The following is a 24,989-nucleotide window of genomic DNA, read 5'->3' as shown; positions in this document are numbered from 1 at the left end:
AGCTCCCCCAAGTGGGAGACCGAACACAGAGATCCTTCCAACGACTGTAAGGAACCACCAATGAATCTCATCATCGCGGCCATCGTCGGCATCGCGGCCATCGTGCTGCTCATCGCCGTGGCCAAGGTCCATCCGTTCATCTCGCTCATGGTCGGCTCGTTCGTCATGGCCGTGTGCGCCGGCGTTCCGTTCGACGAATCATGGGACAGCTTCACCTCCGGCGTCGGCTCGACCGTCTCCAACGTCGGTCTGCTCATCGCCTTCGGCTCGATCATCGGCACGCTGCTGTTCGCCTCCGGCGGCGCCGACGTGATCGTCGACACCATCATGGCGAAGACGCCGCTGCAGCTGCTGCCGTGGGCCATGGCGCTCATCGCATTCATCGTCGGCATCCCGATGTTCTTCGAGGTCGGCGTCGTCATCCTCATCCCGGTGGTCCTGTTCGCCGCACGCCGCGCCAAGATGCCCGTCATCCTCATCGGCATCCCCGCGCTCGCCGGCCTGTCCACGCTGCACGCGTTCGTGCCGCCGCACCCCGGCCCGCTGGTCGCGATCTCCGCACTCAACGCGAACCTCGGCGTCACCCTCGGCCTCGGCCTGCTCGTCGCCATCCCGACCGTCATCATCTCCGGCCCGCTGATGGGCCGCATCATGGCCAAGTGGGTGCCGATCCAGGCGCCCGAGCAGGCGGCCGAGAAGGAAGCCGTCAAGGACGAGTCCAAGCGCCCCTCCTTCGCCCAGGCGATGACCGTCATCATCCTGCCGGTCATCCTCATGCTCGCCGCCTCCGTCGTCGACCTGACCGGCCAGAACAAGACCCTTTGGGGCCGCGTGCTCGTCTTCATCGGCACCCCGCTCACCGCCCTGTTCATCACCGCCGTCGTCGCGATGGTCCTGCTCGGCTTCATGCAGGGCCGCACCCGCGAGTTCATCAACGGCGAAGTCGGCAAGTCCTTCGCCTCCGTGGCCGGCATCGTGTTCATCGTGGCCGCCGGCGGCGGTTTCAAGCAGACCCTCGTCGACTCCGGCATCGGCGACGTGATCGCCAACGGCATCACCGAATCCGCGATGAACCCGCTCATCGCAGGCTGGCTGGTCGCCGTGCTCATCCGTCTCGCCACCGGTTCCGCGACCGTCGCGACCGTGACCGCCTCCGGCATCATGGTGCCGCTCGCGCAGGGCATGAGCCCGACCCACCTGGCGCTGCTCGTGCTCGCCATCGGCGCCGGCTCCGTGTTCTTCTCCCACCTTAACGACGCCGGCTTCTGGCTCGTCAAGGAGTACTTCGGCATGTCCGTCTCGCAGACGCTGAAGACCTGGTCCCTGATGGAGACCGTGCTCTCCGTCGTCGGCCTCGCCTGCGTCATGCTCCTCTCCCTCGTCCTATGACGTCCCGGGCCGGTCCGTCCGGGGAAACCGCTTCGGGCCGGCCCATCTCTCGAAATCTGTCGAACCCTCGCATCGCCTCCAATCCCCTGGAAACGTCAAATATCCACATCGCACCCACATCGCACCCACATCGCTGTGAAAGGACACTGAAATGCAGATCGGAATGATCGGACTCGGCCGCATGGGCGGCAACATGGCCAAGCGTCTCGCCGCAGGCGGCCACCAGGTCGTCGGCTACGACATGTCCCCCGAATCGGGCCGCGACGTCGACTCGCTCGAAGCGCTCGTCGCCGCGCTCGACGCCCCGCGCGTCGTGTGGGTCATGGTCCCCGCCGGCAAGCCCACCGACGACACCATCGACCGTCTCGCCTCGCTGCTCGACGCCGGCGACATGATCGTCGACGGCGGCAACACCCGCTACGTGGACGACGCCCGTCACGCCAAGCAGCTCGGGGAGCTCGGCATCCGGTTCATGGACTGCGGCGTCTCCGGCGGCGTGTGGGGCATCGACCGCGGCTACGCGCTCATGGTCGGCGGCTCCCAGGAAGACTTCGAGTTCATGCGCCCGATCTACGAGACCCTCAAGCCGGACAGCGAGTACGGCCTTGTGCTCGCCGGCCCGGTCGGCGGCGGCCATTTCGCGAAGATGGTGCACAACGGCGTCGAATACGGCATGATGCAGGCGTTCGGCGAAGGCTTCGCCACGATGGTGCGTTCCGAGCTCATCGCCGATCCGGCCGCCGTGATGACCTCCTGGAAGGACGGCTCGGTCGTCGGGTCCTGGCTGCTCGACCTGCTCGCCAACGCGTTCAAGACCGACCCGACGCTGGAATCCATGCCGCCGGTCGCCAACGAATCCGGCGAAGCCAAGTGGATGATCGAGGCGGCGCTCGAACTCGGTGTGCCCACTCCGGCCACCGCGGCCGCGCTGTACGCCCGCCAGACCTCGCGCGGCGGCGGCGACGACACGCTGCGCGTCGTCTCCACGATGCGCGCCCAGTTTGGCGGCCACGTCACCAAGGCCTGACGTTCGGTTCTCTCTCCTTTCCTTCAACCAACACGAGACGCCCGAGACGGTTTTCCCATTTCCGGTGAGAGCTGTTCCGGGCGTTTCGTCGGTGTACGGTGGATGTCATTCAGCGCACCGGCGGCATGGTCACCGGTCTGACCGGTACCATGCTCCTGCTCGCCGCCGCCGGCATCAGTCTGACGATCTGGCGCGAGCGCCGCGCCTGATCACGCCTGTCTCGTGCCGCGCGCTGGGTGTGGACCGGTGGTTTGCGCCCCGCGTGGGAGCGGACTGGTGATTTGCGCCCCCTTTAGGGGGAGCTGTCCGGCGCAGCCGGACTGAGGGGGTATGCGCCGGGTATACGCGACCAGCTACCCCCTCAGTCGGCCTTCGGCCGCCAGCTCCCCCTGAAGGGGGCGCAAACGACTAAATCACCAGACACGTAATTTGGCCTATAGCCCGTCGCGCATCAGTAGGGGCGCGGATGCGCGAGTAACGAAAAACCCTTGGAATCGATTTGATTCCAAGGGTTTTTCGTTCGGCAATCCGTTCGTTGCGATGGTGGAGCATACCGGGTTCGAACCGGTGACCCTCTGCTTGCAAAGCAGATGCGCTACCAGCTGCGCCAATGCCCCGAATGGGTCGTGCACAACGAATCTGAACTTGTCCGGATAGAAAAAAAGAGCGGCTCAAACATGGCCGCTGGTTTTTCCTGTGGGCCCGGGAGGACTTGAACCTCCGACCTCATCCTTATCAGGGATGCGCTCTAACCACCTGAGCTACGGGCCCGTCCATCGCGCTTCAGCAGCGCAACGAGTAGATATATTACATGTGATTCTGGTTGTGTCAAAACCGTCCGCTCTTCGGCGTGTCGCGGCTTGTTTCCGCCGTTTGCGGTTCGTGCGGTTCGCTCCACCCTTTCGACGATTCACTCCGGGGTTTGCAACGTTTTTCCGTGGCAGACCCCGGAGCGAGCCGTGACTGTCGAGGATGGAATGCGGCACGACTTGAGGTGGAGTAGGGGCTGGGCTCCCCTCTGGCGAGGGAGCTGTCCGCCGCAGGCGGACTGAGGGAGAGATACCGGAACGTGACGTTCCGCCGTGACGTCACCTCCCCAGCTAGCTCTCCCCCACCCGGCTATGCCGGGAGCCTGTCCGCAATTGCGGACAGGCTCCCGGCGGCCCGTTGGGCTGTGCGGCCTTGTCCGTCTTTGCGGGACAATGGCGGTATGCCGTATCGCCGTCGTCCTTCCGCTGCTGCGCCGCGTCCTTCCGCCGTTCCGCGCGCTGCCGTTCCGCGTTCCGCTTCTTCCGTCCGTGTCATCGAGGTCGATGGTCTCGAGGTGGCGGTGACGCGCAAGCGCATCCGGAACCTGTATCTGCGCGTGAAACCACCGACCGGGGCGGTCGAGGTGTCTGCGCCGATGCGTATGGCTGAGCGCCGCATCCGCGATTTCGTGCGTGAGCGCCGCGACTGGATCGTCGAACAGCAGGCGCGCATCGCCCAGTCGCGTCGTCTCGTGGTCGAAGAGATGGCGGCCCGCGGTGCGGCGGATGCCGTCGACGTACCGTTGGAGGGTCTCGACGATGCGTCGTTCGCGTCGCAGCAGCCGCTGTTCGACGACGCCGATGGAGTGGTCGGTGGCACGGACCGACCGTATGCTCCGAACGCCCAGAATCCCCCCGCCGTGGCACCCGCGTTCGAGTGGACGGACGAACGTCGTCGCGAGGCGGCGGCCGCGATCGAATCGCAGCTGCCGGCGCTGCTCGACAAGTGGGCACCGATCGTCGGCAAACGTCCCACGCACGTCACGCTGCGGCTGATGACGTCGCGATGGGGGTCGTGCACGCCAAAGACCGGCCGCATCCGCATCAATCTGCAGCTGGGGCTGATGGAGCCGCGATTCCTCGAATACGTGCTCGTCCACGAACTGACGCACCTGTGGGAGCATGGCCATGGGCCGCGCTTCCGCGCGCGCATGGACGCGTATCTGCCGGGATGGCGCGCGTTGCGCCGCGAGCTCAACCGTCGCGCGGTGCTGTAGCCCGTCATCGGCAACGTCGATGACGACGCTGGCGTGTTTCCCTTCCGAAAGCGTAATGTCCGTGGCGATTGTATGGTGATATGTCATCGCACATGTCGATTCGAGATATCACGAACGACCACGAGATATCGCAACCAACGGAAGCAACGGAAGAGGACCATCATGCGCACAGGACTCACGAAACGCATCACCGCCGCGCTCGCCGCGACGCTCGGACTCGCGCTCGCGCTGTCCGGCTGCGGCGCGACGGGCGACACGGATGCGAACACCGTCGAACAGACCGACGGCAAGCAGGTGGTCGTCGTCAACGACGTCGAACCAGCGAGCGGGCTCATCCCGTCCGACACGAACGACCTCGCCGGCTGGAAGGTCGTGACGCAGCTGTTCGAAGGCCTCGTCACGTTCAGCGACACCGGCAAGCTGATCTACGCGGATGCCGAGTCGATCACGCCGAACGACGACGCCTCCCAGTACACGATCAAGCTGCGCGACGGCCTCGAATTCTCCGACGGCGAGAAGATCACCGCCGAGACGTACGCGAAGTCGTGGTCGTTCGCCGCGAACGCCGCCAACGGCCAGATGGGCGCCGCGATCTTCGCGACGATCAAGGGCTACGACAAGCTGCAGGACGAGCACGGCGACAAGAACGCGCAGCTCGAAGGCCTCAAGGTGATCGACGACCGTACCCTGCAGGTCACGCTCGCCGCGCCTGACTCGTCGTTCGACTACAAGGTGGGCGACGTGGCGTTCCTGCCGCTGCCCTCCAGCGCGTACAAGGACATCAAGGCGTTCGGCGAGAAGCCGGTCGGCAACGGCCCGTACCAGTTCGCGTCGTGGCGTCACGACAGCGAGATCAAGCTCACGCCGAACCCGAAGTACACCGGCCCGCGCAAGGCGCAGAACGGCGGCGTCACGTACAAGCTGTACACGAACCTCGAATCCGCGTACGCCGACCTCACCGCCGGCAACCTCGACGTGCTCGACTCGATCCCCAACAGCGCGCTCGCCACGTACAAGAACGAGGATTCGATCCAGTCGTTCAGCAAGGCGGGCCCCGGATTCAAGGCGTTCACGATCCCCTCGAACCTCAAGCACTTCACCGGCGAAGAGGGCCGTCTGCGCCGCGCCGCGATCTCGTACGCGGTGAACCGCGACCGCATCGTCGACAAGGTCCTGCGCGGCACCGCCACCGTCGCCACCGACTTCACCGCGCCCTCGATCGCCGGCTACTCGAAGTCGCTTTCCGGCTCCGACGTGCTCTCCTACGACGCCGCGAAGGCGAAGGAGCTGTGGGCGAAGGCCGACGCGATCTCGCCGTGGGACGGCACGTTCCGCCTCGCCTACGCGTCCGACTCCGGCTCGAAGCAGTGGGTGGACGCGATCGTCAACTCGATCAAGAACGCGCTCGGCATCGACGCGAAGTCGTACCCGTTCCCCACGCAGAAGGACTTCTCCGGTGCCGTGCACGACCGCACGATCGACGCCGCGTTCACGCAGGGCCTCCAGTCCGACTACCCGCATCCGGAGGGCTACCTCGTGCAGGCGTATGATTCCTCTGCCGCCGACGGCAAGGGGCTCAACAACGGCGACTACAAGAGCTCCGAGTTCGACTCGCTGATCGATGAGGCCGCGAAGCAGACCACGCTCGACGGCTCGGTCAAGTACTACCACCAGGCCGAGGAGCTGCTGCTCAAGGATCTGCCGGTGATTCCGCTGTGGTATGGCAACGTCTCCGCGGGCGCGTCCAAGGGCGTCAAGAACGTGAAGTTCAACTACATGGGCCTGCCCGAGTACCAGAATCTGGTGAAGGAGTAAGTCGGGCTCCTATGTAAGCGTCCCGTAGTCCGGGAATTCGCCCATTGCTCCGGACTGCGGGACGCTGGGGACAGGTGCCCAGAACGAATGAACGGCGGAACATACGGGGATGAGTCTCCGTATGTTCCGCCGCTCGGCGTCTTACGTGGCGCTACGTGGTGCTACGTGTGGTGCGGTCTCACGCGAGGTGGGAGCGCATGAACCACTGGAACTTCTCGAGCTCCTGCACGTGGTCCTGGATGATGTTGGAGCTCACGAGGTCGAGCTCGTCCAGTTCGGCGATGGCCTTGCGGTCGTCGGCGATGAACGCGTCGTAGTACTCGATGAGCGCCTTGAGGTACTCCTCGGTGCCGGCGCGGCCCTCGATGTCGAACGGCTTCCACGTGCGGTTGCGCGTGATCGCGTCGGCGCGGCCGTCCGGAGTACCGCCCAGCGTGGCGATGCGCTCGGCGGTCTCGTCCGCCTGCGCGAGCACGACCTCGACCTGCGGGTCGAGCATCTCGTGCACGGCGATGAAGTTCGGGCCGGTCACGTTCCAATGCGCGTGCTTGAGGACGAGCGCCGCCTCCTGCTCCTGGCTGAGGCGGTTCTGCAGAATGGCGATGGCCTTCTCCGAGGTCGCTTCGTCAAGACCCGGGACGATGAATGCGAGTGTCATGGTGGGTGTCCTTCCTTTCCTGATGAGGGACGTTCCTTGTGGGAATCTCCCGTAAGGAACCCGTCCCCCAAGTCTACCGTCAACGGATGGACGGCTTCACTTCGGCTGCGCAGGCCCCGGCGTCTCGGCGTGGTCCGGGGCGCCGGCCTTGCGCACTTCGATCGTGTCGATGCGGCGGCCGTCGATCTTGGTGACGACCATGTTGTAGCCGTCGGCGTGCAGCACGTCGCCGACCTCGCCCATCTTGCCGGTGTGCGCGAGGAAGTACCCGGCCACCGTCTCGTACGGGCCGTCCTCCAGTTCGATGCCGGTCAGGTCCTCGAAATCCTCGAGCGTCATGCCGCCCTCGATCGTCGCCACGCCGTTGACGAACGCGTCGCGACGGTTGCGTCGCGCGCCGCCCGGCTCGTCGGGCAGATCGTATTCGTCGCGGATGTCGCCGACAAGCTCCTCGGTCATGTCCTCGAGCGTGACGATACCGTCCGTGCCGCCGTACTCGTCGATGACGACGGCCAGATGGATGCCGCGCTTGCGCAGCAGTTCGAGGCTCGGCAGCAGCTTCGACGTGCCCGGCAGGGAGATGCCCTCGCGCGTCACGTCGGCCACGGTCGTCGCCTCCGGATCGCGCACGTCGAGCAGGTCGCGCACGTGCACGAAACCGAGCACGTCGTCGAAATCCTTGCCGGTGACCGGGTATCGCGAATACGGCATCTCACGCACATACGCGGCGGCGTCTCCGATCGGCATCGCGCCGTCGATGAACACGACGTCGGCGCGCGGGCGCATCACCTCGGCGACGATCGTCTCCGACGCGTCGAACACGTCGTCGAGGATCGTGCGTTCGTCCTTGCTCAGGTTCGTGTTCGAATTGACGAGCACGCGCAGCTCGTCGTCGCTCACCTCGGATTCGGTCTCGTTCGGGTCGAAGCCGAGCAGGCGCACCAGACCGTTCGTGTTCTTGCCGATGAGCCAGATGATCGGGCTGCACACCTTCGCGAAGATGTCGATCGCGGGCACTACGGCGCGTGCGATCTCCTCCGTGCGCTGCATGGCGATGCGCTTCGGCACCATCTCCGAAATCACAATCGAGCAGTAGGAGATGATGAGCGTGAGGCTGATCGTGGTCAGCGGCGCGGCGATGTGCGCGGGCACGCCCCAGCCCTCCACGACCGGCGTGATGTACGGGGAGATCGACGATTCGCCGAACGACGCGGACAGGAAGCCGCACAGGGTCACGCCGATCTGCACGGTGGACAGGAACGTGTTCGGGTCGCGGGCGATCTTGGCCACGCGGGCGCCGCGGGCGTCCTCCTGCTCCATCTGGTCGATCTGGGAGCCGCGCAGGCTCACCAGCGCCAGCTCGGTGCCGGAGAAGATCGAACCGAGCAGCAGGAACACGAAAATCAGCAGGATGTTCAGGCCAAGTGACATGCCACCCACTCTAAGGGAGTGGCACGCCAAAGCGGGAAGGGCGGCCTCGCCGGGGTGCTCTCGCCCGTTGCGGCGTGTCGTGCGATTGACAAGTCGAAACGATTCGACGTATAGTATTTGCGAAACGTTTCGACAGTGATTGTCGGAACGGAGCGACGTAGACGGATCCGTGAGCGACCGCAATCGACCATGATCGGCGCAAGGCGCGCCGGACATGGCGACATGGCCGCGGGGCTGGCTGCGAGCGGGTTCGATGAGGAATATCATCGAAGACAGTGCCGTCAATGCGATTGCGCGACCGTGGAAGGAGGCGATGATGGCTGGAATCAAGGATGTGGCTCGTGCCGCCGGGGTCTCGGTCAGCACCGTGTCCTACGTGCTGTCGGGCAAGCGCGCGATTTCGGAGAAGACCGCCAGTAAGGTGATGGAAGCGATCCGGGAGCTGAAGTACACCCCGGACGCGTCTGCGCAGAAGATGCGCGGACGCCGCAACCAGATCCTGGCGGTGAGCGAGCCGATTCGCGGCGACATCAACGAGGCCAAGTACAACGCGTACTTCCTCCACACCGCATGGCAGGCAAAGAACGCCGGTTACGACGTGCTGTTGCTCACGGGCGAGGACGCGGTGGACGACATCCAACGCGTGACCCGCAGCAACATGGTCGACGGCGTGGTCCTGCTCGACATCGTCGAGGACGACGACCGCGTCATGCAGGCGGATTCGTACGGCAAGCCGTGCGTCGCCATCGGCTATCCCACGCATCGCGGCGACTGCGCGTGCGTGGACGTCGATTTCGACGCCGCGGCCGCACTGGCGATGGACTACCTGTATGAGCACGGCCACCGTACCGTGGCGCTGTTGCGCGACAACGAACGCGACTATGCCCGCCGTTCCGGTTACGTGGTCACGCTGCGCCAGCGCATGCTCGACCGCGCCGCCGAGCTCGGCATGCGCGTCGTCGAGTCCGGAAGGAACGAGGCGGACCGTTTCGACGCCGCCGCGTTCGTCCGCGATCTGATGGCCATGGACCCCCGTCCCACCGCGATTGTCAACCAGGCCAGCGCCACCGTGCTCAACATGGTGATGCAGGAGCTGGTCGAGCGTGGCATGGATATCCCCTCCGACATCTCCGTGCTGTCGGTCGGCACGTTCTTCGAGAACGACCTGGTGGTCCGTCCGGTCACCGAGATTCCCCTGATGCCGCGACTGCTGTGCTCCAAGGCCGTCGGACTGCTGGTGTCCGCGGTCGAGGGCGGCGCCGACATCGCCGATGCCAGCGAATTCGTGCTCCCGCAGGTCCAGGAGCATGGCTCGGTCCTCACGGTGGGCCCGGCCGATTCCGTGGGACTTGCGGTCCCCTCCCCCTATTCGAAGACTTCCCTTGTAGAAAGCGTGGCGTGATGCCGATGAAGGAACATGCCGCACTCTCGCCATCACGGTAATCGAAACGATTCGATAAACACCGCGATCTCCCGGCCGCAGGGCCGGCCGCCACGATATCGGACATGAAAGGAGCCCGGTATCCGTCCCTCTAATCGAAACGATTCGATTACGAGATGCAGCTGTTGCGCAAGCAATAACCAAAGGAAAAGGAGAATCCCATGAACATCAAACGAGGCCTCGCAGCACTGGCCGTGGCGGCCATGTCCGTGACCGCGCTGGCGGCGTGCGGCAGCGACACCGCGCAGGACGAGGGCACCCCGGACAGCCTGTCCTTCTGGTACTACGAGGAGGAGGGCGCCGGCCAGACCCAGGCGTGGAAGAAGGCCGCCGAAATGTTCAAGAAGGAGACCGGCGTCACCATCAAGTTCGAGCGCAAGTCCTTCACCCAGATCGCGCAGAACGGCAGCCAGTTCCTCAACTCCGACGAGGCCCCCGACCTCATGGAATCCAACCGCGGCAACGGTTCCGCCGGCGTGCTCTCCACCATGGGCCTGCTCACCGACCTCGGCGACTACGTCGACCAGTACGGCTGGGACAAGAAGGTCACAGGCTCCAACGCCGAAACCGCCAAGTACGACGAGAACGGCATCATGGGCGGCGACACCTGGTACGGCATGTCCAGCTACGCCGAGTTCCAGCGCGTCTACTACAACAAGGACCTGTTCGCCAAGTACGGCATCGAGATCCCGACCACCTACGACGAGTTCGTCGACGCCTGCCAGAAGTTCGTCGACGCCGGCGTGACCCCGATCGCCGCCGACGCCCAGGAATACGGCGTCATGTGGCTGTGGTGGCAGCTGGTCTCCAAGAACGCCGACGCCAAGTTCATGGACGCCTGGCACCTGTACAAGGGCGACGTGAACTGGAACTCTAAGACCCTCACCGGCGCCACCAGCACCATCAGCGACTGGCTCGACAAGGGCTTCATCTCCAAGAACGCGACCGGCATGAAGGCCGAGGACACCACCCAGGCGTTCATCAAGGGCGAGTACCCGATCTACCAGACCGGCACCTGGAACCAGGGCCGTTTCGCCAAGCAGATCAAGAACTTCGACTGGACCGCCGCCGTCATGCCCGACTCCGAGTACGCCGTCGGCTGCGCAGGCAACCTGCTGGTCATCCCCGAGCGCTCCAAGCACAAGGACCTCGCCGCCAAGTTCATCAACTACGTGCTCTCCGATGACGTCCAGAACTTCCTCGGCAACGCCGGCGGCATCCCCGTCGCCGCCGACCCCGACAAGATCACCGACGAGAAGAGCAAGGCCATGATCGAGGAGTACGACTCCTACGCCAGCAAGAGCAAGCTCAGCTACTACCCCGACTACGCCGCCTCCAGCCTCACCGACGCCATCCCGGCCTCCTTCCAGGAGCTCGTGAACGGCACCAAGGACGCCTCCGCCGTGCTCAAGGACATCCACTCCAAGTACGACTCCGGCGTCGAGGAGATGGGCTTCGCCAACTGAGTCCAAGCCCGGACGTCCGGTCCTTATCCGGTCCGGACGTCCGGACCCATCGGCCAGTCCAGCCCATCGGCCGGACCACCCGTGGCGGGGTGCGTGCGCCCCTTCCCGCACCCCGCCGCTCCTTCTCTCCCCCGTCCATTCCATTCGCATCCACCAAGACACCGCGCCTCAACGTCGTCGTCACCGCATCGACCGCATATCGTTATCGCACATAAGGAGTAGAGAGCAATGGCAGGCAACCGCAAGCATGCTCATCACGAATCGCTGTCACGACTTCCCGGCAACAAATCCTCACGATTCGTGCCCTACCTCATCCCCGGCATCCTGGGCCTGACCATCATCGTCATCGTCCCGTTCGTCTGGAACATCTACCTGAGCTTCACCCGCTGGCGCGGCGTCGGCCCGGTCCGGTTCATCGGACTGCAGAACTGGCAGCGCCTCTTCAAGGATTCCACGTTCTGGATCTCCTTCCTCAACTCGTTCTGGATCATCGTGGCCATCGTGGTCATCCCGACCATCCTCGGCCTGTTCATCTCCTCCCTGCTCACCGACGTCATCCAGAAGAAGTTCGGCGGCAAGACCGCGTCCTTCCTGCGAGCCCTGTTCTACCTGCCGCAGCTGTTGCCGGTCGCCGTCGCCGCAATCATCATGGGCTGGATCTTCCGCCCGGAGGACGGCGCCGTCAACGCGCTCCTCGAACAGGTCGGACTCGGCTCCCTGACCCACAACTGGCTTGGCAGCCCCGACAGCGCCCTGCCCGTGCTCATGTTCATCCTCGTGTGGATCCAGCTCGGCTACCCGATCGTCATCTTCATGTCCGGCCTGCAGCGCGTCGACCCGGAACTGTACGAGGCCGCCAGCCTCGACGGCGCCAACTGGTGGCAGAAGTTCCGCGTCGTCACCCTGCCGTCCATCATCCCCGAACTGCTCGTGGTCATCCTCACCGCCACCATCGGTGCGCTGAAGACCTTCGCGCCGGTCTACCTGCTCACCAAGGGCGGCCCAGGCACCGCGACCACCGTGCCGTCCTACTACTCGTACAACCAGTTCTTCCAGGTGCAGCAGGTCGGCTACGGCGCCGCCATCTCCACCGCGCTGACCGCCGTGATCATCGTCTTCTCCGTGGTGTTCACCATCATCCAGAAGCGCGTCGAGAAGAACCTGGTCTGACATCCGCGCCGACCGCGCACCGAAACGACATACCGAAACGATCGAACGATCGAAACGACTGAAACCGAGGGTTGAACCATGACGCAATCAATGACCGCCGCCGCGGCAAAAAGGGCATCCCGCAAAACGCAGCACGTACGCTCCGCAGGGGACTGGGTGACGCTGGTCCTGCTTATCGTCGCCGCGCTCATCGTGCTGTTCCCGCTGCTGGTGCTCACCGTCAACGCATTCAAGACGCAGGCCGACTACAACGCCACCGGCCCGTTGAGCCTGCCGAAGACCTTCACGATGGAAGGCATCGTATCCTTCTGGACCACCACCAAGTTCCCGCTGAAGTTCCTCAACTCCCTGATCATCTCGCTCGTGGTGGCCGTCGCCGCCGTGGTGCTTTCCGTGCTCAACTCCTTCGCGCTGGGCATCGGCAAGGTCAAGGGCAACACGTGGATCGTGCTCGCCATCATGCTCGCGAACATGATGCCGCAGGAGGCGCTCCTCTACCCGCTGTACACGATGTTCAAGGCCGCAGGCCTGTACAACACCAGGCTCGCGATCATCATCATCTTCACCATCATCCAGAGCGCGTACGGCACCTACCTGCTTTCCAGCGTGTACGGCACGTTCCCACAGGCCATCCTCGAGGCGGCCGCCATCGACGGCGCCTCCCGCTGGCAGGTGCTGCGCAAGGTGGTGCTGCCGATCTCCTGGCCGACCATCAGCGTGCTGTTCGTGTTCTTCTTCGTGTGGACCTGGAATGAGTACATGATCCCGATGGCGTTCCTCATGGGCGACGACGTGCAGACCATCCCGCTGGCGCTCGCCACGCTGCAGGGCCAGCACACGATGGAGGCCACCACCCTGGCGTCCGCCTCGCTGCTCAGCATCGTCCCGACCATCATCTTCTTCATCATCTTCCAGCGCAAGCTTTCGCAGGGCATCACCGCCGGCGCCGTGAAGTGACGCATCATCCAAACAGCAACACACCAACATACGCCACGTCCCGTTCCGTGATCTGCCTGGGAATACGCGCAACGCGGCGCACGGGGCGGGACGCGGCGCCTTACGGAAGGAAGTGAACGACCATGTTCAACGCAAACGGGAATCCCGCCGCAGACCTCGGGGCGAGCCTCGGATTCGGTCAGGGCGCGCTTGACGCCGTGACCATGCGGTCCCAGGGCCGCACGCGATGCATCAACGCCGAAAACCCGCACGGCGGCAAAGGGCAGGCCGCCACGGCCGCCAGCGCCCTCGGCCCCTCGCGCAAGGGCAGCCCCTGCATCCGCACGGTGAAGGCCGGCGAATCCGTCACTCTGATGGACGTCGACGGGCCGGGCGTCATCCGCCACATCTGGATGACCGTGACCGACAAGACCTCCCCCACCGGACCGGACGTGCTGCGCAACCTCATCCTCGAGTTCTACTGGGACGGCGAGGAGACGCCCTCGGTGCAGTGCCCGATCGGCGACTTCTTCTGCTGCGGCCACGCGCAGTCGTGCACCATCAACTCGATCCCCGTCATGGTGAACCCGAACCGCGGCTTCAACTGCTACTTCTCGATGCCGTTCGAGCATGCGCGTATCGTGCTGCGCAGCGACCACAACGAGGACGTGCCCGCGTTCTTCTACCAGATCGACTACACCGAATACGACGCGTTGCCCGCCGACGCGATGCGCTTCCATGCGCAATGGCGCCGCGAGCGCGTCACCGAACTCGGCCGCGACTACGTCGTGCTCGACGGCGTCGAGGGCCACGGAACGTACGTCGGCACGTACCTGGCGCTCACCGCGCTGGAAAGCCGCTGGTGGGGCGAAGGCGAGTTCAAGTTCTACATCGACGACGACGGTGAATACCCCACGTGGTGCAGCACCGGCGCCGAGGACTACTTCGGCGGCGCCTGGAGTTTCGCCGACTTCGACGAGAACGGCCGCATGTACGAGAAGACGTTCACCGGCCCCTACCTCGGATTCCCGTTCTACTCGCAGAACCTCGCCGGGCGCGAAAGCCGCTACTGGGACACCGCCACGCCGGTGACGCGCGGGCTGTACCGCTGGCATCTGCCCGATCCGATGTACTTCGAGAAGAACCTTCGCGTCGAATGGCAGCAGATCGGCACCGAGGAGGCGGGCAACTTCGAACGGCAGGACGACGTGGCCACCGTCGCCTACTGGTATCAGGCCGAGCCGCACAAGCCGTTCCCGCCTATCGGGGACCGCGCGTTCCGCCGGCCGCGGTGACGGACCTCTCCCGTTTTCTCTTCCCCTTTTTCCTCTTCCCTTCCTCCTTGCGGTCCGTGCACTGTTTTGTTTCATATGAAACGGCGTGCGGACCGCAAGGTCGTTCCGGGGTGGACGGCGGGGTGACGGCGGCATCATCGGCGGGGTGTGGCGCAGGCTGTGCTGGTGGGTAATGCTGGCGGACTGCATCGGCGTGCTGTGGTGTACATCGGTGTACATCGGTATATAATGGTGTACATTCGTGTACATTGGTGCATAACGGTGTGATTTGATGTTCAAGGTGCCCTCCAGTCTTTCGGAGCGCACCTGACGATTGCAGGGGGAGGAGTCGCATGGCGGTCAACCCGTTCAAGCCCACGGCCGGTAAGATGCCGCCGATTCTCATCGGACGCCAATCCATCATCGAGGATTTTTCGGAGGCCTTGGCGAATGGTGCCGGGGCTCCCGGACGCATCATGCTGATCACCGGACAACGCGGGTTCGGCAAAACCGTCATGCTCACCGAGTTCCGCCGTATCGCCAGAGCCCAACATTGGGAGACCATAGGGGAAACCGCATCCGAAGGACTGGTCTCGCGGCTGGTGCAGACGCTCTCCCCGACGGGAATACGGTTCGACCAAGCCACAATCAGTCCGTCCATCGGCATACCCGGTGTGGCCACCGCAAGTTTGGGGCAGGCGCATCTCTCCGCTGTGGCCAATCCGCTGACGTTGCGCAATGCCATCAACACCCGTTTGGGAAGCCGGAAAATCGGTAAGGGGAAGGGGGTCCTCATCACCATCGATGAGACCCAGGCCGCTTCCCATGGCGACGTGGTCGCCATAGCGACGGCGATACAGCATGTCATCGCCGACGCCGATGAAAGCGATATCCCGGACGCCGACAAAAAAGGCGTGGCGATAGTCTTCGCGGGATTGCCGTATATGGTCAACGAACTGCTTGACAACGAGGTGACCACATTCCTGCGCCGTGCATTGAGGCGTGAACTCGATAACGTGCCGCTTGTGGATGTGAAAAACGCGTTCTTGGAGACCGTCGCCGATTCCGGCAAAACCATCAGTGAGGAGGATGCGCTTTGCGCCGCGCAGCAATCCGACGGTTATCCGTACATGGTGCAGCTAATCGGTTACTACATGTGGCAATCCGCGGAACGCCGGGGATCGGACGCCATCACCGCGCATGATGTGGACTCAGGCGTGAAGGACGCATTGCTCGCCTTCGACGATGCCGTCTGCGCCCCCGCGCTGGACGGAACCTCCGAGGCGGAGCGGCTGTTCCTGAACGCCATGGCTCAGGACGCGCCCGAACCCACGCGTGTCTCCGACATCGCGCAGAGGGTACATCGAAGCCGGAGCTGGGTTGGCAAGTATCGTGCGATACTCATCAAGGACAAGCTGATTCGTTCGGCGGGCCATGGAAAGGTCGAATTCGCCGTACCGCATCTCGGCGAATATCTCGCTGTCCGATGATATCGATGGCGGTGAGATCGGTTTCCGGAGGACGACGAATCATACCAGCAGCGTGCGCGTGCGCACTCGCGGACGACGCGGGTCGATGGATGGGGCGTCACGCGTCATCCACCGACCCGCAGCCGCGTCATGCGTCATGTTTCGCTACCGGCGGCGCATCTTGGCGACGACGTTGCTGACGAGCACGCGCAGCACGATCGTGAACACGACCACCATCACCACGAGGATCGCGATGTCGAACCAGAACTGGTCCGGCGTGTTCTTCCACAGGTCGTCCTTCTTGAACGTCGGCACCTTGGTCGGGCCGTACAGCAGCTTGTTGAGGCCGATGTCCGCCGCGGCCGCCGAGAAGCCCCAACGGCCCGGGAACACCATCGAGGCCTGTTCGAGGCCGTCACGGTCGGTCACCGGGATCATGCCGCCGGAGAACACGAGCTGCGCCATCACGAGGATCACGAGCAGCGGCATCGTCTGCTCGCCCGATTTGACGAGCGCCGAACCCACCTCGCCGAGCATCGCCGACGCCCACGCGGTCAGCCACACGACGAGCACCAGCTCGGGCACGCCCGAATCGGTGATCACGCCGCTCTCCGGCCGCGGCTTGCCGATGCTCACCGCCGCCGTGAGGATCGCCGCCTGCAGCAGCGTCTGCAACGCCATCACGATGAGCTTCGACAGCGTGTACGAGCTCGGTGACAATCCCACCGCACGTTCACGGTCGTAGATCGCGCGTTCGGAGACGATGTCGCGCACCGACAGCGCCGAACCCATGAAGCACGCGCCGAGGATCACGAGCGCGAGCAGCTGGCTCGGCTCGGTGGCCGCATCCTTGAAGTCCGGCTCGCCCAATCCGTGCGAGCCGGGCACGACGAGCGAGAGCAGGCCGAGCAGCAGCGGCAGCAACAGCAGGAAGACCAGTAGTCCCGGATCGGCGACGATGAGATGCAGCTGGCGCGTGACCAGCGTGGCCATCTGCTTCAACCGGAACACCTTCGCCGGTTTCTCATGGCTCGTATGTTGCTTGACCTGCTTGCGCGCCTCGATCGTGCGCTGATGCGTGTCGCGGATCGAATACACCTGCGTCGGCGATTCGGTCACGTCGTTGAAGATGTCCGCCCAATCCTTGTCGCCGAACGCCTGACGCATCTCCGCCGGTGTGCCGAAGAACGCGGGATGGCCGCCGGGCGCGAGCATGAGCACGTTGTCGCAGTACTTCTCCACGTAGGTGAGCGAATGGGTGACGACGAGCACGACGCGCCCCGCGTCGGCGAGCTGGCGCAGCATCTTCATCACCGTCTGGTCGAGCGACGGGTCGAGGCCGGATGTCGGCTCGTCGAGGATGAGCAGTTCCGGCCCGGTGAGCAGCTCGATCGCGGTGGACACGCGTTTGCGCTGGCCGCCGGACAGCCGGTCGATGCGGTTGTGGCGGCGTTCCGTGAGCTCCAGTTCGGCGAGCACGTTGTCGATGATCTCGGCGCGTTCCGACTTCGACGATCCGGGCAGACGCAGTTTCGCCGCGTATTCGAGCGCCGCGTCGACGGTGAGCTTGCGGTGCACGACGTCGTCCTGCGGCACGAAGCCGATACGGCTGCGCAGCAGTTCGATGTTCTGGTGCACGTCGTAGCCGTCGAACAGCACGTGGCCTTCGGTGGGGGAGTTGAGGCCGGCGACGATCGACGTGAACGTCGACTTGCCGGCGCCGGACGGTCCGATCACGGCGGTGAGCGTGCCCTTCGCGAACACGGCGTCGATGCCGTCGAGCAGGCGCACGCCCTTGCCGACGGTCAGTCCGATGTTCTCCGCGATGACCGCGTCGGTGCCGCCGAGCGGCGCGCGGTCCTGCAATACGCCCTCGTGCACGGTCAGATCGGTGTTGCCGACCGTGACCACGTCGCCTTCCTCCAACCAGATCTTGGCGACGCGGCGGCCGTTCACATACGTGCCGTTCGCCGAGTTGAGATCGGTCAGGAGGATGCCGTTCGGCGTCGCCTCGAGCGCGCAGTGTTTGCGGGAGACGAGGAAGTCGTTCACGCGGATCGTGCAGGAGGAGATGCGGCCGATCACGCCGTTCTGGTCGCGTTTCGGGTCGAAATCGCCGAGCACGCGCGACGGTTTCAGTTGCGATTCGAGTCGTTGCGCCTGCGTGCTGCCCGCCATAACCGTGCCGTAGAGGCCGGTCGGGGAGGACGGTTCGGGGATGTTCGCGCCCGGCGTCGGCGCGGACGGGCTGCCGGGCGTGGGCGGCGTCGGCAGGGATTTCGCGATGCCGGGGAACGCGGAACCGCGGGATGTGGGCTGCGCGGGAGCGGTCGGTGCCGCGGGGGCCGCGGGGCGCGTCGGTGCCGCAGGGCGTTGCGGCGGCACCGGCTGACGCTGTGCCGGAACGGGTGCCGCGGGTGCCGCGGGTGCCGCCGGGGCAGACGGCGGGACGGCGGCGTTGCTCGGCGGTGTCGGGCGTACCGGCGGCGTCGGTCGCGCTGACTGTGCGGGGCGGGACGGCTGGGAGACCGGCGCGGGGGCGGTCGGTGCCGCGGGTGCCGTCGCTGCGGAACGCGGTGCAACGGGTGTCTGCGGGACCTGCGCGGCCTGCGGTGTCGCGGCCTGCGGCGCCACCGCGCAGATGATGCCGACGTTCTCCGCCAGCATCACCGTCGTCGTGTTGGCGATCAGGATCTGCGTGACGCGCACGCCGTTGACCGACAGGCCGTTCGCGCTGCCCAGATCCTCCAGCAGCCAGCCGTCGGCGGTCGGCGTGAGTCGGGCGTGATGATGGGAGACGTGCGGGTCGCCGACGATCACGTCGCAATCGGCGGCGCGTCCGATGACCGACGCGCGCGTGGGATTGATGGCGTGGCCGACGGAACCGACGTATACGGTGAGTGAGGGCAAAGGCATGGCCGTGACTTCTTCTCTCTGACAGGTGTCTCTCGGTGGTCCTGGGGAATCTTCTTCTCGGCGGCGTTGCGCGACGATGCGTCATGTGACGATGCGTCGCACGTGGCCGCGATGTCTATCACAATGTACTCCGGCCGCGTTTCACGCGTGCCGGGCATGTCCGCCAAACGGCGACGCGCCCGGGGCGACGGCGGAGCGCGCGGGCGGCTAGAACGACAGCACTTCGACCAGGCCGTCGTGCATCACATAGCGGGCGCCGGCGATTATCAGACGTCCCTCGGCCAGTGCAAGACGGATCATCTCGCTGTCGTCGGCCAGCAGCTCGATCGTGCGGGCCACGTGCGCGCGTTCGAAATCGGCGGCATCCTCCAGATCGGCGTCCATCGCCTGCGCGACCGACGCGCCCACTTCGCGCACGATCGGCGAATCCTGCGCGGCGAGCATCGCCTCCAGATGGTCGGCGTGCGCCTCGTCGCGGGCCGCGCCCTCCGGCACGTCGAAGCAGCCGCAGTCGTCGAAACGATTCGCGAGTTCGGCGACGCCGTCCACGGCCGCCTTCACCGCGCCGCAGCCCTCGTGGCCGAGCACGACGATGAGGCTTACGCCCAAGTGTTCGACCGCGTATTCGAGCGAGGCGATGACCGCGTCGTCGAGCACCTCGCCGGCCGTGCGGATGTCGAACAGGTCGCCGAGACCTTGGTCGAAGATGATCTCCGGAGGCACGCGCGAATCGGAGCAGGAGAGCACGGCCGCGTCCGGATGCTGACCGTCGAGCAGGCGTTCGCGGGTCTCGCGGTCCTGCCACGGATGCTGGGCCGTGCCTTCGGCGAAGCGGCGGTTGCCCTGCAGCAGACGGCTCCACGCGGCGTTCGCCTTCGCCTCGGGGGTGTCGTGGGATTCGAACGGTTCGGACGGTTCGGATGGTTCGCTGAATGCTTCGTACTGCTCATACGGCTCGTATTGCTCGGACATGTGCGCTCCTCGGAGTGTGCGTTGCGGATCGCGGCCACGATCCGCCGGATTCCAGTGTAGAAGGTGCGCGGGCCGAAAGGCTTGTGCGCGGGTGGGAGGGGAGCGGAGAGAAGAGGGGAGGAACCTGCACGGTTGAGGGGTGAACCTGCATGACCGAGGGGTGAACCTGCATAACCGAGGGGCGTACCTGCATGGTTGACGAGCGAACCTGTAGGAAGTAGACGCGAACCTGCATGGTGTGGGCCTGAAGAGCCGCCGCGCTTTGGAATGGCACGTATTGGAAAACCAAGGTTTTCGGTGGATGCGGAAGCCTGGAGGCGGGGGCTCTTGCCGGGGTATGTCCACAGGTTGCAGGTGGAATCATGCAGGTTCGGGTCGGAATCATGCAGGTAGGGGGCTGAATCATGCACTTTCCATGCCGAACCGTGCAGGTTGAGGTCGAAACCATGCAGGCTTGCGCCAACTTCGTGCCGAATCCGTCTTCATCGTTTCGCCTCCCCGTATCCACCCGGACCGACCTGTATTGTCCCCGTGCTCGTTGTTCCCCAACCGAGCCCTCTTCCCCGCCTTACTCACCTATCCCTCACATTCTCGCCCCGGTGTGATGTTGTTCATACATCGCTCTGCGCGAGCCGTGGGTCTGGTGCGGGGTGTTCCGGGATACGATGGGGGAGGTTGCACATAGCGCGCATGGCGTACCGGTGCCGCGCGAATCACGCGCGGGCCGGGTGCGAATACGGAAAGGAACGATGATGACTCTTCTGCAGCATGAAATCACCGACTTCAAGGTCCAGGCCTTCCAGAACGGCGAGTTCAAGGAAGTGACCAAGGACGACGTGCTCGGCCACTGGTCCGTGTTCTTCTTCTACCCGGCCGACTTCACCTTCGTGTGCCCGACCGAGCTTGAGGATCTCGCCAACAAGTACGACGAGTTCAAGAAGATCGGCTGCGAGATCTACTCCGTGTCCTGCGACACCCACTTCGTGCACAAGGCGTGGCACGACGCCAGCGAGAAGATCGCGAAGATCCAGTACCCGATGCTCGCCGACCCGACCGCCCTGCTCGCCCGCGACCTCGACACCTACAACGAGGCCGACGGCATGGCCGAGCGCGGCGACTTCATCGTGAACCCGGAAGGGCGCGTCGTGGCCTACGAGGTCACCTCCTCCAACGTGGGCCGCAACGCCGACGAGCTGCTGCGCCGTGTCCAGGCCTCCCAGTTCGTCTCCGAGCATGGCGATCAGGTCTGCCCGGCCAACTGGACCCCGGGCGAGGAGACCATCGAGCCGAGCCTCGACCTCGTCGGCCAGCTGTGATCGAATCATGACAATGCTGAGCTCCCTCGACAGAGGGGGCTCATTGTGTCTGTAAGGAGCTTTCATGAAGCAACAATCATCGCAACAATCCACCCGGAACGACCTCTACGACGTCGTCGTCATCGGCGGCGGCCCGGCCGGCCTCACCGCCGGCCTGTACCTCGCGCGCGCCCGATATCGCGTGCTCGTGCTCGAGAAGGACGATTTCGGCGGCCAGATCACCATCACCAACGAGGTCGTGAACTATCCGGGTGTGGGCCGCACGACCGGCCGCGCGCTCACCCAGACCATGAAGAGCCAGGCGAAGGATTTCGGCGCCGAATTCCTCTCCGCCGAAGCGACCGGCCTCGACGTCGAGGGCGACGTCAAGACCGTGCACACCACGCGCGGCGACCTGAAGACCTTCGGCATCCTCATCGCCACCGGCGCCTCCCCGCGCAAGCTCGGCTTCGAGGGCGAGCGTGAGTATGCGGGCCGTGGCGTCGCCTACTGCGCCACCTGCGACGGCGAGTTCTTCACCGGCAAGGAGGTGCTCGTGGTCGGCGGCGGGTTCGCCGCGGCCGAGGAGTCCGTGTTCCTCACGAAGTACGCGAGCAAGGTCACCGTGCTCGTGCGCGAGGACGATTTCACCTGCGACGCGTCGGTCGCCGCCGAGGCGAAGAACAATCCGAAGATCGACGTGCGCTACGGCGTCGAATTGAAGGGCGTCACCGCCGGTCAGGGTGGCCTGCGCGAGGCGACGATCGCCGACCGCGACTCCGGCGAGACTGAAACGTGGAAACCGGCCGACGGCGGCACGTTCGGCGTGTTCGTGTTTGCCGGCTACGTGCCCGCCACCGATCTGGTGAGGGGCGTCGTCGAGCTCGACGATCACGGCTACGTCGTCACGCACGATTATCTCGAAACGTCCGTGCCGGGCGTGTACGCGGCCGGCGATCTGCGTGTGAAGAACCTGCGTCAGGTGGTCACCGCGACCGCCGACGGCGCGATCGCGGCCGTCGAGCTGGAACGGTACGCGAAGTCGGCGAGCGAGCGGACTGGCCTCGTCCCGCCGCGGCCGACCGCCTCCGCCTACGAGAAGGCGGAGGCCGCCGCGGCTACGTCGGCCGCGTCGGGTGCCGGTGCCGCCGGCACGTCGCCCGCGCCCGCGCCCGTCAAGCGCAGCGCCGACGCGGCCGCCGCGAAGGCCGCGTCGCAGCGCAAGCCGGGCGAGCTGTTCTCCGCCGCGATCAAGCAGCAGCTCGGTGTCGTGTTCGGTCGCATGGCGCGTCCGGTCACGTTGGCGCTGGAACTCGACGACACCCCGCTTTCCGCGGAATTGCAGGGATTCGTGGGTGAGATGGTCGCGCTGTCCGGCGGCAAGCTGAATTCGGTGGCCGTGGACGCCGCGGGTCTCGTCACGGCGGTGGACGGCGCGTCGGCGCTGACCGGTCTGGTCGTCGGCGAGCCGTTGGAGATCGTCGCTTCGGCGGGCGGTTCCGGTGATGGTTCCGGTGACGGTGCCGTGCTGCCGGTGTACGGCACGCTCGACGATTCGGGGCGCGCCGAGTTCGACCCGGCCGGCGTGATGCCGGTCGCCCGTCCGGCCGTGCGCATCTGCGTGGCCGGTGACGGAAAACTTGTTTTCACCGGTCTCGCCTTCCATGGCGTGCCGTCCGGCCACGAGTTCAACTCGTTCGTGCTGGGCCTGTACAACGCGGCCGGCCCCGGCCAGCCGCTCGACGACGACCTCAAGGCGCGTGCCGCGGCGATCGATGCGCTGACCGACGTGATGATCCTCGTGTCGCTCACCTGCACGATGTGCCCGGAGACGGTGCTCGCCTCGCAGCGCATCGCCTCGCTGAACCCGCTCGTGCGTGCCGAGGCCTACGACGTCTCGCACTTCCCGGAGCTGCGCGACCAGTACGGCGCGATGAGCGTGCCCTGCATCGTCATCGACAAGGGCGGCGAGCAGAAGGTCGAGTTCGGCAAGAAGAACATCGCCCAGATGCTCGACCTGCTGGGCGCCTGACGGCTTTCAGCCTCCGGTTCACGATTTCCGCCGTCCGGGAATCGTGAACCGGACCCGCCCATAACCGCACAAGCCCGGAATCGGTTTTCGGCATGATTCCGGGCTTTGTCATGTGCAAACGAACAAAACTCCGGTTCACAATTCTTTGCGTGTCGAAATCGTGAACCGGAGACCCGTCTCAGGCGGCCTTGCCGATGGCGGGGGTGGGCGTCGGGGACGGGGCTGTGGCGCGGGCCGGAACGCGCTTGCCGGAGGCCTTGACCAGGGTGACGCTTGCCAGCGCCACCGCGTACAGCGCGGTGAGCACCGGAATCAGCGCGGCGTAGCGGTGCGCCTGATTGGGGGCGTGCGTCACCACGAACGAGGCCAGCTGGTTGCCGGACAAGCCGGCGAACGCCCATGCGCTGAGGGTGAGCCCATGCGTGGTGGAGACGGTCTTCGTGCCGAAGTGCTGGTCGAGCAGCACCGGCAGCGTGGAGAATCCGCCGCCGTAGCCCGCGTTGACGAGGAACAGCATGGCGAGCACCGCCCACAGCAGGGCGTCATCGATGCTGTTAATCGCGATCTGCAGCAGGCAGACGGCAATCGACATGACGAAGAGCACCTGATACACGCTCTCGCGGCGCTTCAGGTGGTCGGAAAGCGTGGAGAAGCCCACGCGGCCTGCCGTATTGAACACGGAGTCGACGGCCAGCACCAGTCCGATGATGCCCGCGGAGGCCGCGGCGAACGCGCTCGGACTCAGCGAGGAGTAACGGGGCAGCGCGGCCAGCACGTCGTGCAGGATGTCCTTCTCCTGGCTGATGAGCGCCAGACCGCAGGTGATGTTGAGGTAGAACGCGATCCAGATGCCCCAGAACACGGGCTTGCCGAGAATCGAACGGCGGCTCACATGCGAGGTGGCCGGATCGTACGTCCAACCGGCCGGACGGCGGATGAGCAGGAATCCGGCGAACATCATCACCGCATAGACCACAGCCAGCACATAGAACATGTTCACGAGGCCGACCGTGCCAATCAGAACCTCCATGAGCGGGCTGCCGATCGCCTTGGCAAGACCGAACCCGGCGACCGCGATGCCCGTGGCGAGACCCTTGTTGTCCGCGAACCAGAGCATCAGGTTCTTGACCGGCGTCAGATAGCCGACGCCGAGTCCCACGCCCATGATCGCGCCATAGCAGATGAACACGCCCGGCAGGAAGCCCAGCGCGATGCTCGCGCCCGTGCCCGCGAATCCGGCCACGAAGCAGATCATCGAGACGAGCGCCGACTTGCGGATGTCCTTCTCCACCATCGGCCCGGCGAACGCGGCGGACATGCCGAGGAAGAAGATGGCGAGCGAGAACGCCCATTCAACGGAAGCGGGTGCGACGTGCATCTGGTCGGCGATGAGCTGCTTGAACACGCTCCAGCAGTAGACGGTGCCGATCGGGATGTGGATGAGCAGTGCAGGTGCGATCGCGCTGGTCCAACGGTTCGCGGTGATCTTCGCCATGTGCGAGGTTCCTTTCGTAATCGGATACGATGGCCTGCCGGCATGTGCAGAGGGTGGATGATCGCCGAGCCGTTCCGCGCGGAACGGTCACGTGGAACGGCCGTGCGGAACGGTCGTGCGGAACAGCCGCGTGCACGATGATCGTGCGATGATGCGCGGTCCACTCGCATAGCCATG

At 65.1% G+C, this 24,989-nt stretch carries 17 protein-coding genes and 2 tRNA genes; 12 read left to right on the top strand and 7 right to left on the bottom strand.

Going from position 1 to position 24,989, the window contains the following annotated elements:
* Nucleotides 1-60 precede the first annotated feature (60 nt).
* Entirely contained in the window at nt 61-1,389 is a 1,329-nt protein-coding gene (locus AC1AYP_RS05805; RefSeq protein ID WP_476547103.1) for a GntP family permease, read from the top strand.
* A 151-nt stretch (nt 1,390-1,540) separates the two neighbouring features.
* Nucleotides 1,541-2,416, top strand: a complete 876-nt coding sequence (gene gnd, locus AC1AYP_RS05800; RefSeq protein WP_101622138.1) for a phosphogluconate dehydrogenase (NAD(+)-dependent, decarboxylating) — start codon at nt 1,541-1,543, stop codon at nt 2,414-2,416.
* A 541-nt stretch (nt 2,417-2,957) separates the two neighbouring features.
* Here gnd and AC1AYP_RS05795 read toward each other — a convergent pair.
* Both AC1AYP_RS05795 and AC1AYP_RS05790 read right to left on the bottom strand, forming a co-directional pair.
* A tRNA-Ala gene (locus AC1AYP_RS05795) sits at nt 2,958-3,033 on the bottom strand.
* An 80-nt stretch (nt 3,034-3,113) separates the two neighbouring features.
* Nucleotides 3,114-3,187: transfer RNA gene (locus AC1AYP_RS05790), tRNA-Ile, on the bottom strand.
* 439 nt (nt 3,188-3,626) lie between these two features.
* Between AC1AYP_RS05790 and AC1AYP_RS05785 the strand changes: the two genes are divergently transcribed.
* Together AC1AYP_RS05785 and AC1AYP_RS05780 are read left to right on the top strand one after the other, a co-directional pair.
* Nucleotides 3,627-4,442, top strand: a complete 816-nt coding sequence (locus tag AC1AYP_RS05785; RefSeq protein WP_476547101.1) for a M48 family metallopeptidase — start codon at nt 3,627-3,629, stop codon at nt 4,440-4,442.
* 162 nt (nt 4,443-4,604) lie between these two features.
* Nucleotides 4,605-6,257: a peptide ABC transporter substrate-binding protein gene (locus AC1AYP_RS05780; protein ID WP_476547099.1), complete on the top strand. Its 1,653-nt coding sequence runs from the start codon at nt 4,605-4,607 to the stop codon at nt 6,255-6,257.
* Between the two features lie 178 nt (nt 6,258-6,435).
* On the opposite strand, the gene AC1AYP_RS05775 is transcribed toward AC1AYP_RS05780, so the two are convergent.
* Complete coding sequence (locus AC1AYP_RS05775) at nt 6,436-6,915, bottom strand: Dps family protein (RefSeq protein WP_476502225.1); 480 nt, start codon at nt 6,913-6,915, stop codon at nt 6,436-6,438.
* 96 nt (nt 6,916-7,011) lie between these two features.
* Nucleotides 7,012-8,346 carry a hemolysin family protein gene (locus tag AC1AYP_RS05770; RefSeq protein ID WP_034525602.1) on the bottom strand — a complete coding sequence of 445 codons (1,335 nt, stop codon included), beginning with the start codon at nt 8,344-8,346 and terminating at the stop codon, nt 7,012-7,014.
* 316 nt (nt 8,347-8,662) lie between these two features.
* Here AC1AYP_RS05770 and AC1AYP_RS05765 point away from each other — a divergent pair, with 316 nt between their 5' ends.
* The 6 genes from AC1AYP_RS05765 (at nt 8,663) to AC1AYP_RS05740 (ending at nt 16,123) form a co-directional block, all read left to right on the top strand.
* Nucleotides 8,663-9,748: a LacI family DNA-binding transcriptional regulator gene (locus AC1AYP_RS05765; protein ID WP_084686004.1), complete on the top strand. Its 1,086-nt coding sequence runs from the start codon at nt 8,663-8,665 to the stop codon at nt 9,746-9,748.
* A 200-nt stretch (nt 9,749-9,948) separates the two neighbouring features.
* Nucleotides 9,949-11,253 (top strand): ABC transporter substrate-binding protein, encoded by a 1,305-nt coding sequence (locus tag AC1AYP_RS05760; RefSeq protein WP_034525599.1) that lies wholly within the window; start codon nt 9,949-9,951, stop codon nt 11,251-11,253.
* Nucleotides 11,254-11,481: 228 nt separating this feature from the next.
* A complete protein-coding gene (locus AC1AYP_RS05755) occupies nt 11,482-12,423 on the top strand; it encodes a carbohydrate ABC transporter permease (protein ID WP_034525595.1) in 942 nt (313 codons plus the stop codon).
* Nucleotides 12,424-12,501: 78 nt separating this feature from the next.
* Nucleotides 12,502-13,380, top strand: coding sequence for a carbohydrate ABC transporter permease (locus tag AC1AYP_RS05750; protein WP_034525592.1), 879 nt, complete (start codon nt 12,502-12,504; stop codon nt 13,378-13,380).
* Between the two features lie 122 nt (nt 13,381-13,502).
* Nucleotides 13,503-14,654, top strand: coding sequence for a glycoside hydrolase family 172 protein (locus AC1AYP_RS05745; RefSeq protein ID WP_034525589.1), 1,152 nt, complete (start codon nt 13,503-13,505; stop codon nt 14,652-14,654).
* Nucleotides 14,655-14,986: 332 nt separating this feature from the next.
* Complete coding sequence (locus AC1AYP_RS05740; protein WP_034525585.1) at nt 14,987-16,123, top strand: ATP-binding protein; 1,137 nt, start codon at nt 14,987-14,989, stop codon at nt 16,121-16,123.
* Between the two features lie 144 nt (nt 16,124-16,267).
* On the opposite strand, the gene AC1AYP_RS05735 is transcribed toward AC1AYP_RS05740, so the two are convergent.
* Nucleotides 16,268-19,018 (bottom strand): FHA domain-containing protein, encoded by a 2,751-nt coding sequence (locus tag AC1AYP_RS05735; protein ID WP_476547095.1) that lies wholly within the window; start codon nt 19,016-19,018, stop codon nt 16,268-16,270.
* Between the two features lie 207 nt (nt 19,019-19,225).
* Nucleotides 19,226-19,870, bottom strand: coding sequence for a carbonic anhydrase (locus AC1AYP_RS05730; protein WP_476547166.1), 645 nt, complete (start codon nt 19,868-19,870; stop codon nt 19,226-19,228).
* A gap of 872 nt (nt 19,871-20,742) precedes the next feature.
* Between AC1AYP_RS05730 and ahpC the strand changes: the two genes are divergently transcribed.
* Both ahpC and AC1AYP_RS05720 read left to right on the top strand, forming a co-directional pair.
* Nucleotides 20,743-21,306: an alkyl hydroperoxide reductase subunit C gene (gene ahpC / locus AC1AYP_RS05725; protein ID WP_476512595.1), complete on the top strand. Its 564-nt coding sequence runs from the start codon at nt 20,743-20,745 to the stop codon at nt 21,304-21,306.
* Between the two features lie 64 nt (nt 21,307-21,370).
* Nucleotides 21,371-23,317, top strand: coding sequence for an FAD-dependent oxidoreductase (locus AC1AYP_RS05720; RefSeq protein ID WP_476547093.1), 1,947 nt, complete (start codon nt 21,371-21,373; stop codon nt 23,315-23,317).
* Between the two features lie 178 nt (nt 23,318-23,495).
* On the opposite strand, the gene AC1AYP_RS05715 is transcribed toward AC1AYP_RS05720, so the two are convergent.
* Complete coding sequence (locus AC1AYP_RS05715) at nt 23,496-24,812, bottom strand: OFA family MFS transporter (RefSeq protein WP_476547091.1); 1,317 nt, start codon at nt 24,810-24,812, stop codon at nt 23,496-23,498.
* Between the last annotated feature and the right edge of the window lie 177 nt (nt 24,813-24,989).

It is taken from the genome of Bifidobacterium sp. LH_424 (genome assembly GCF_056356895.1).
Note: the sequence above shows the minus strand (reverse complement) of the source record. Positions and strands in the feature narration are given on the sequence as shown.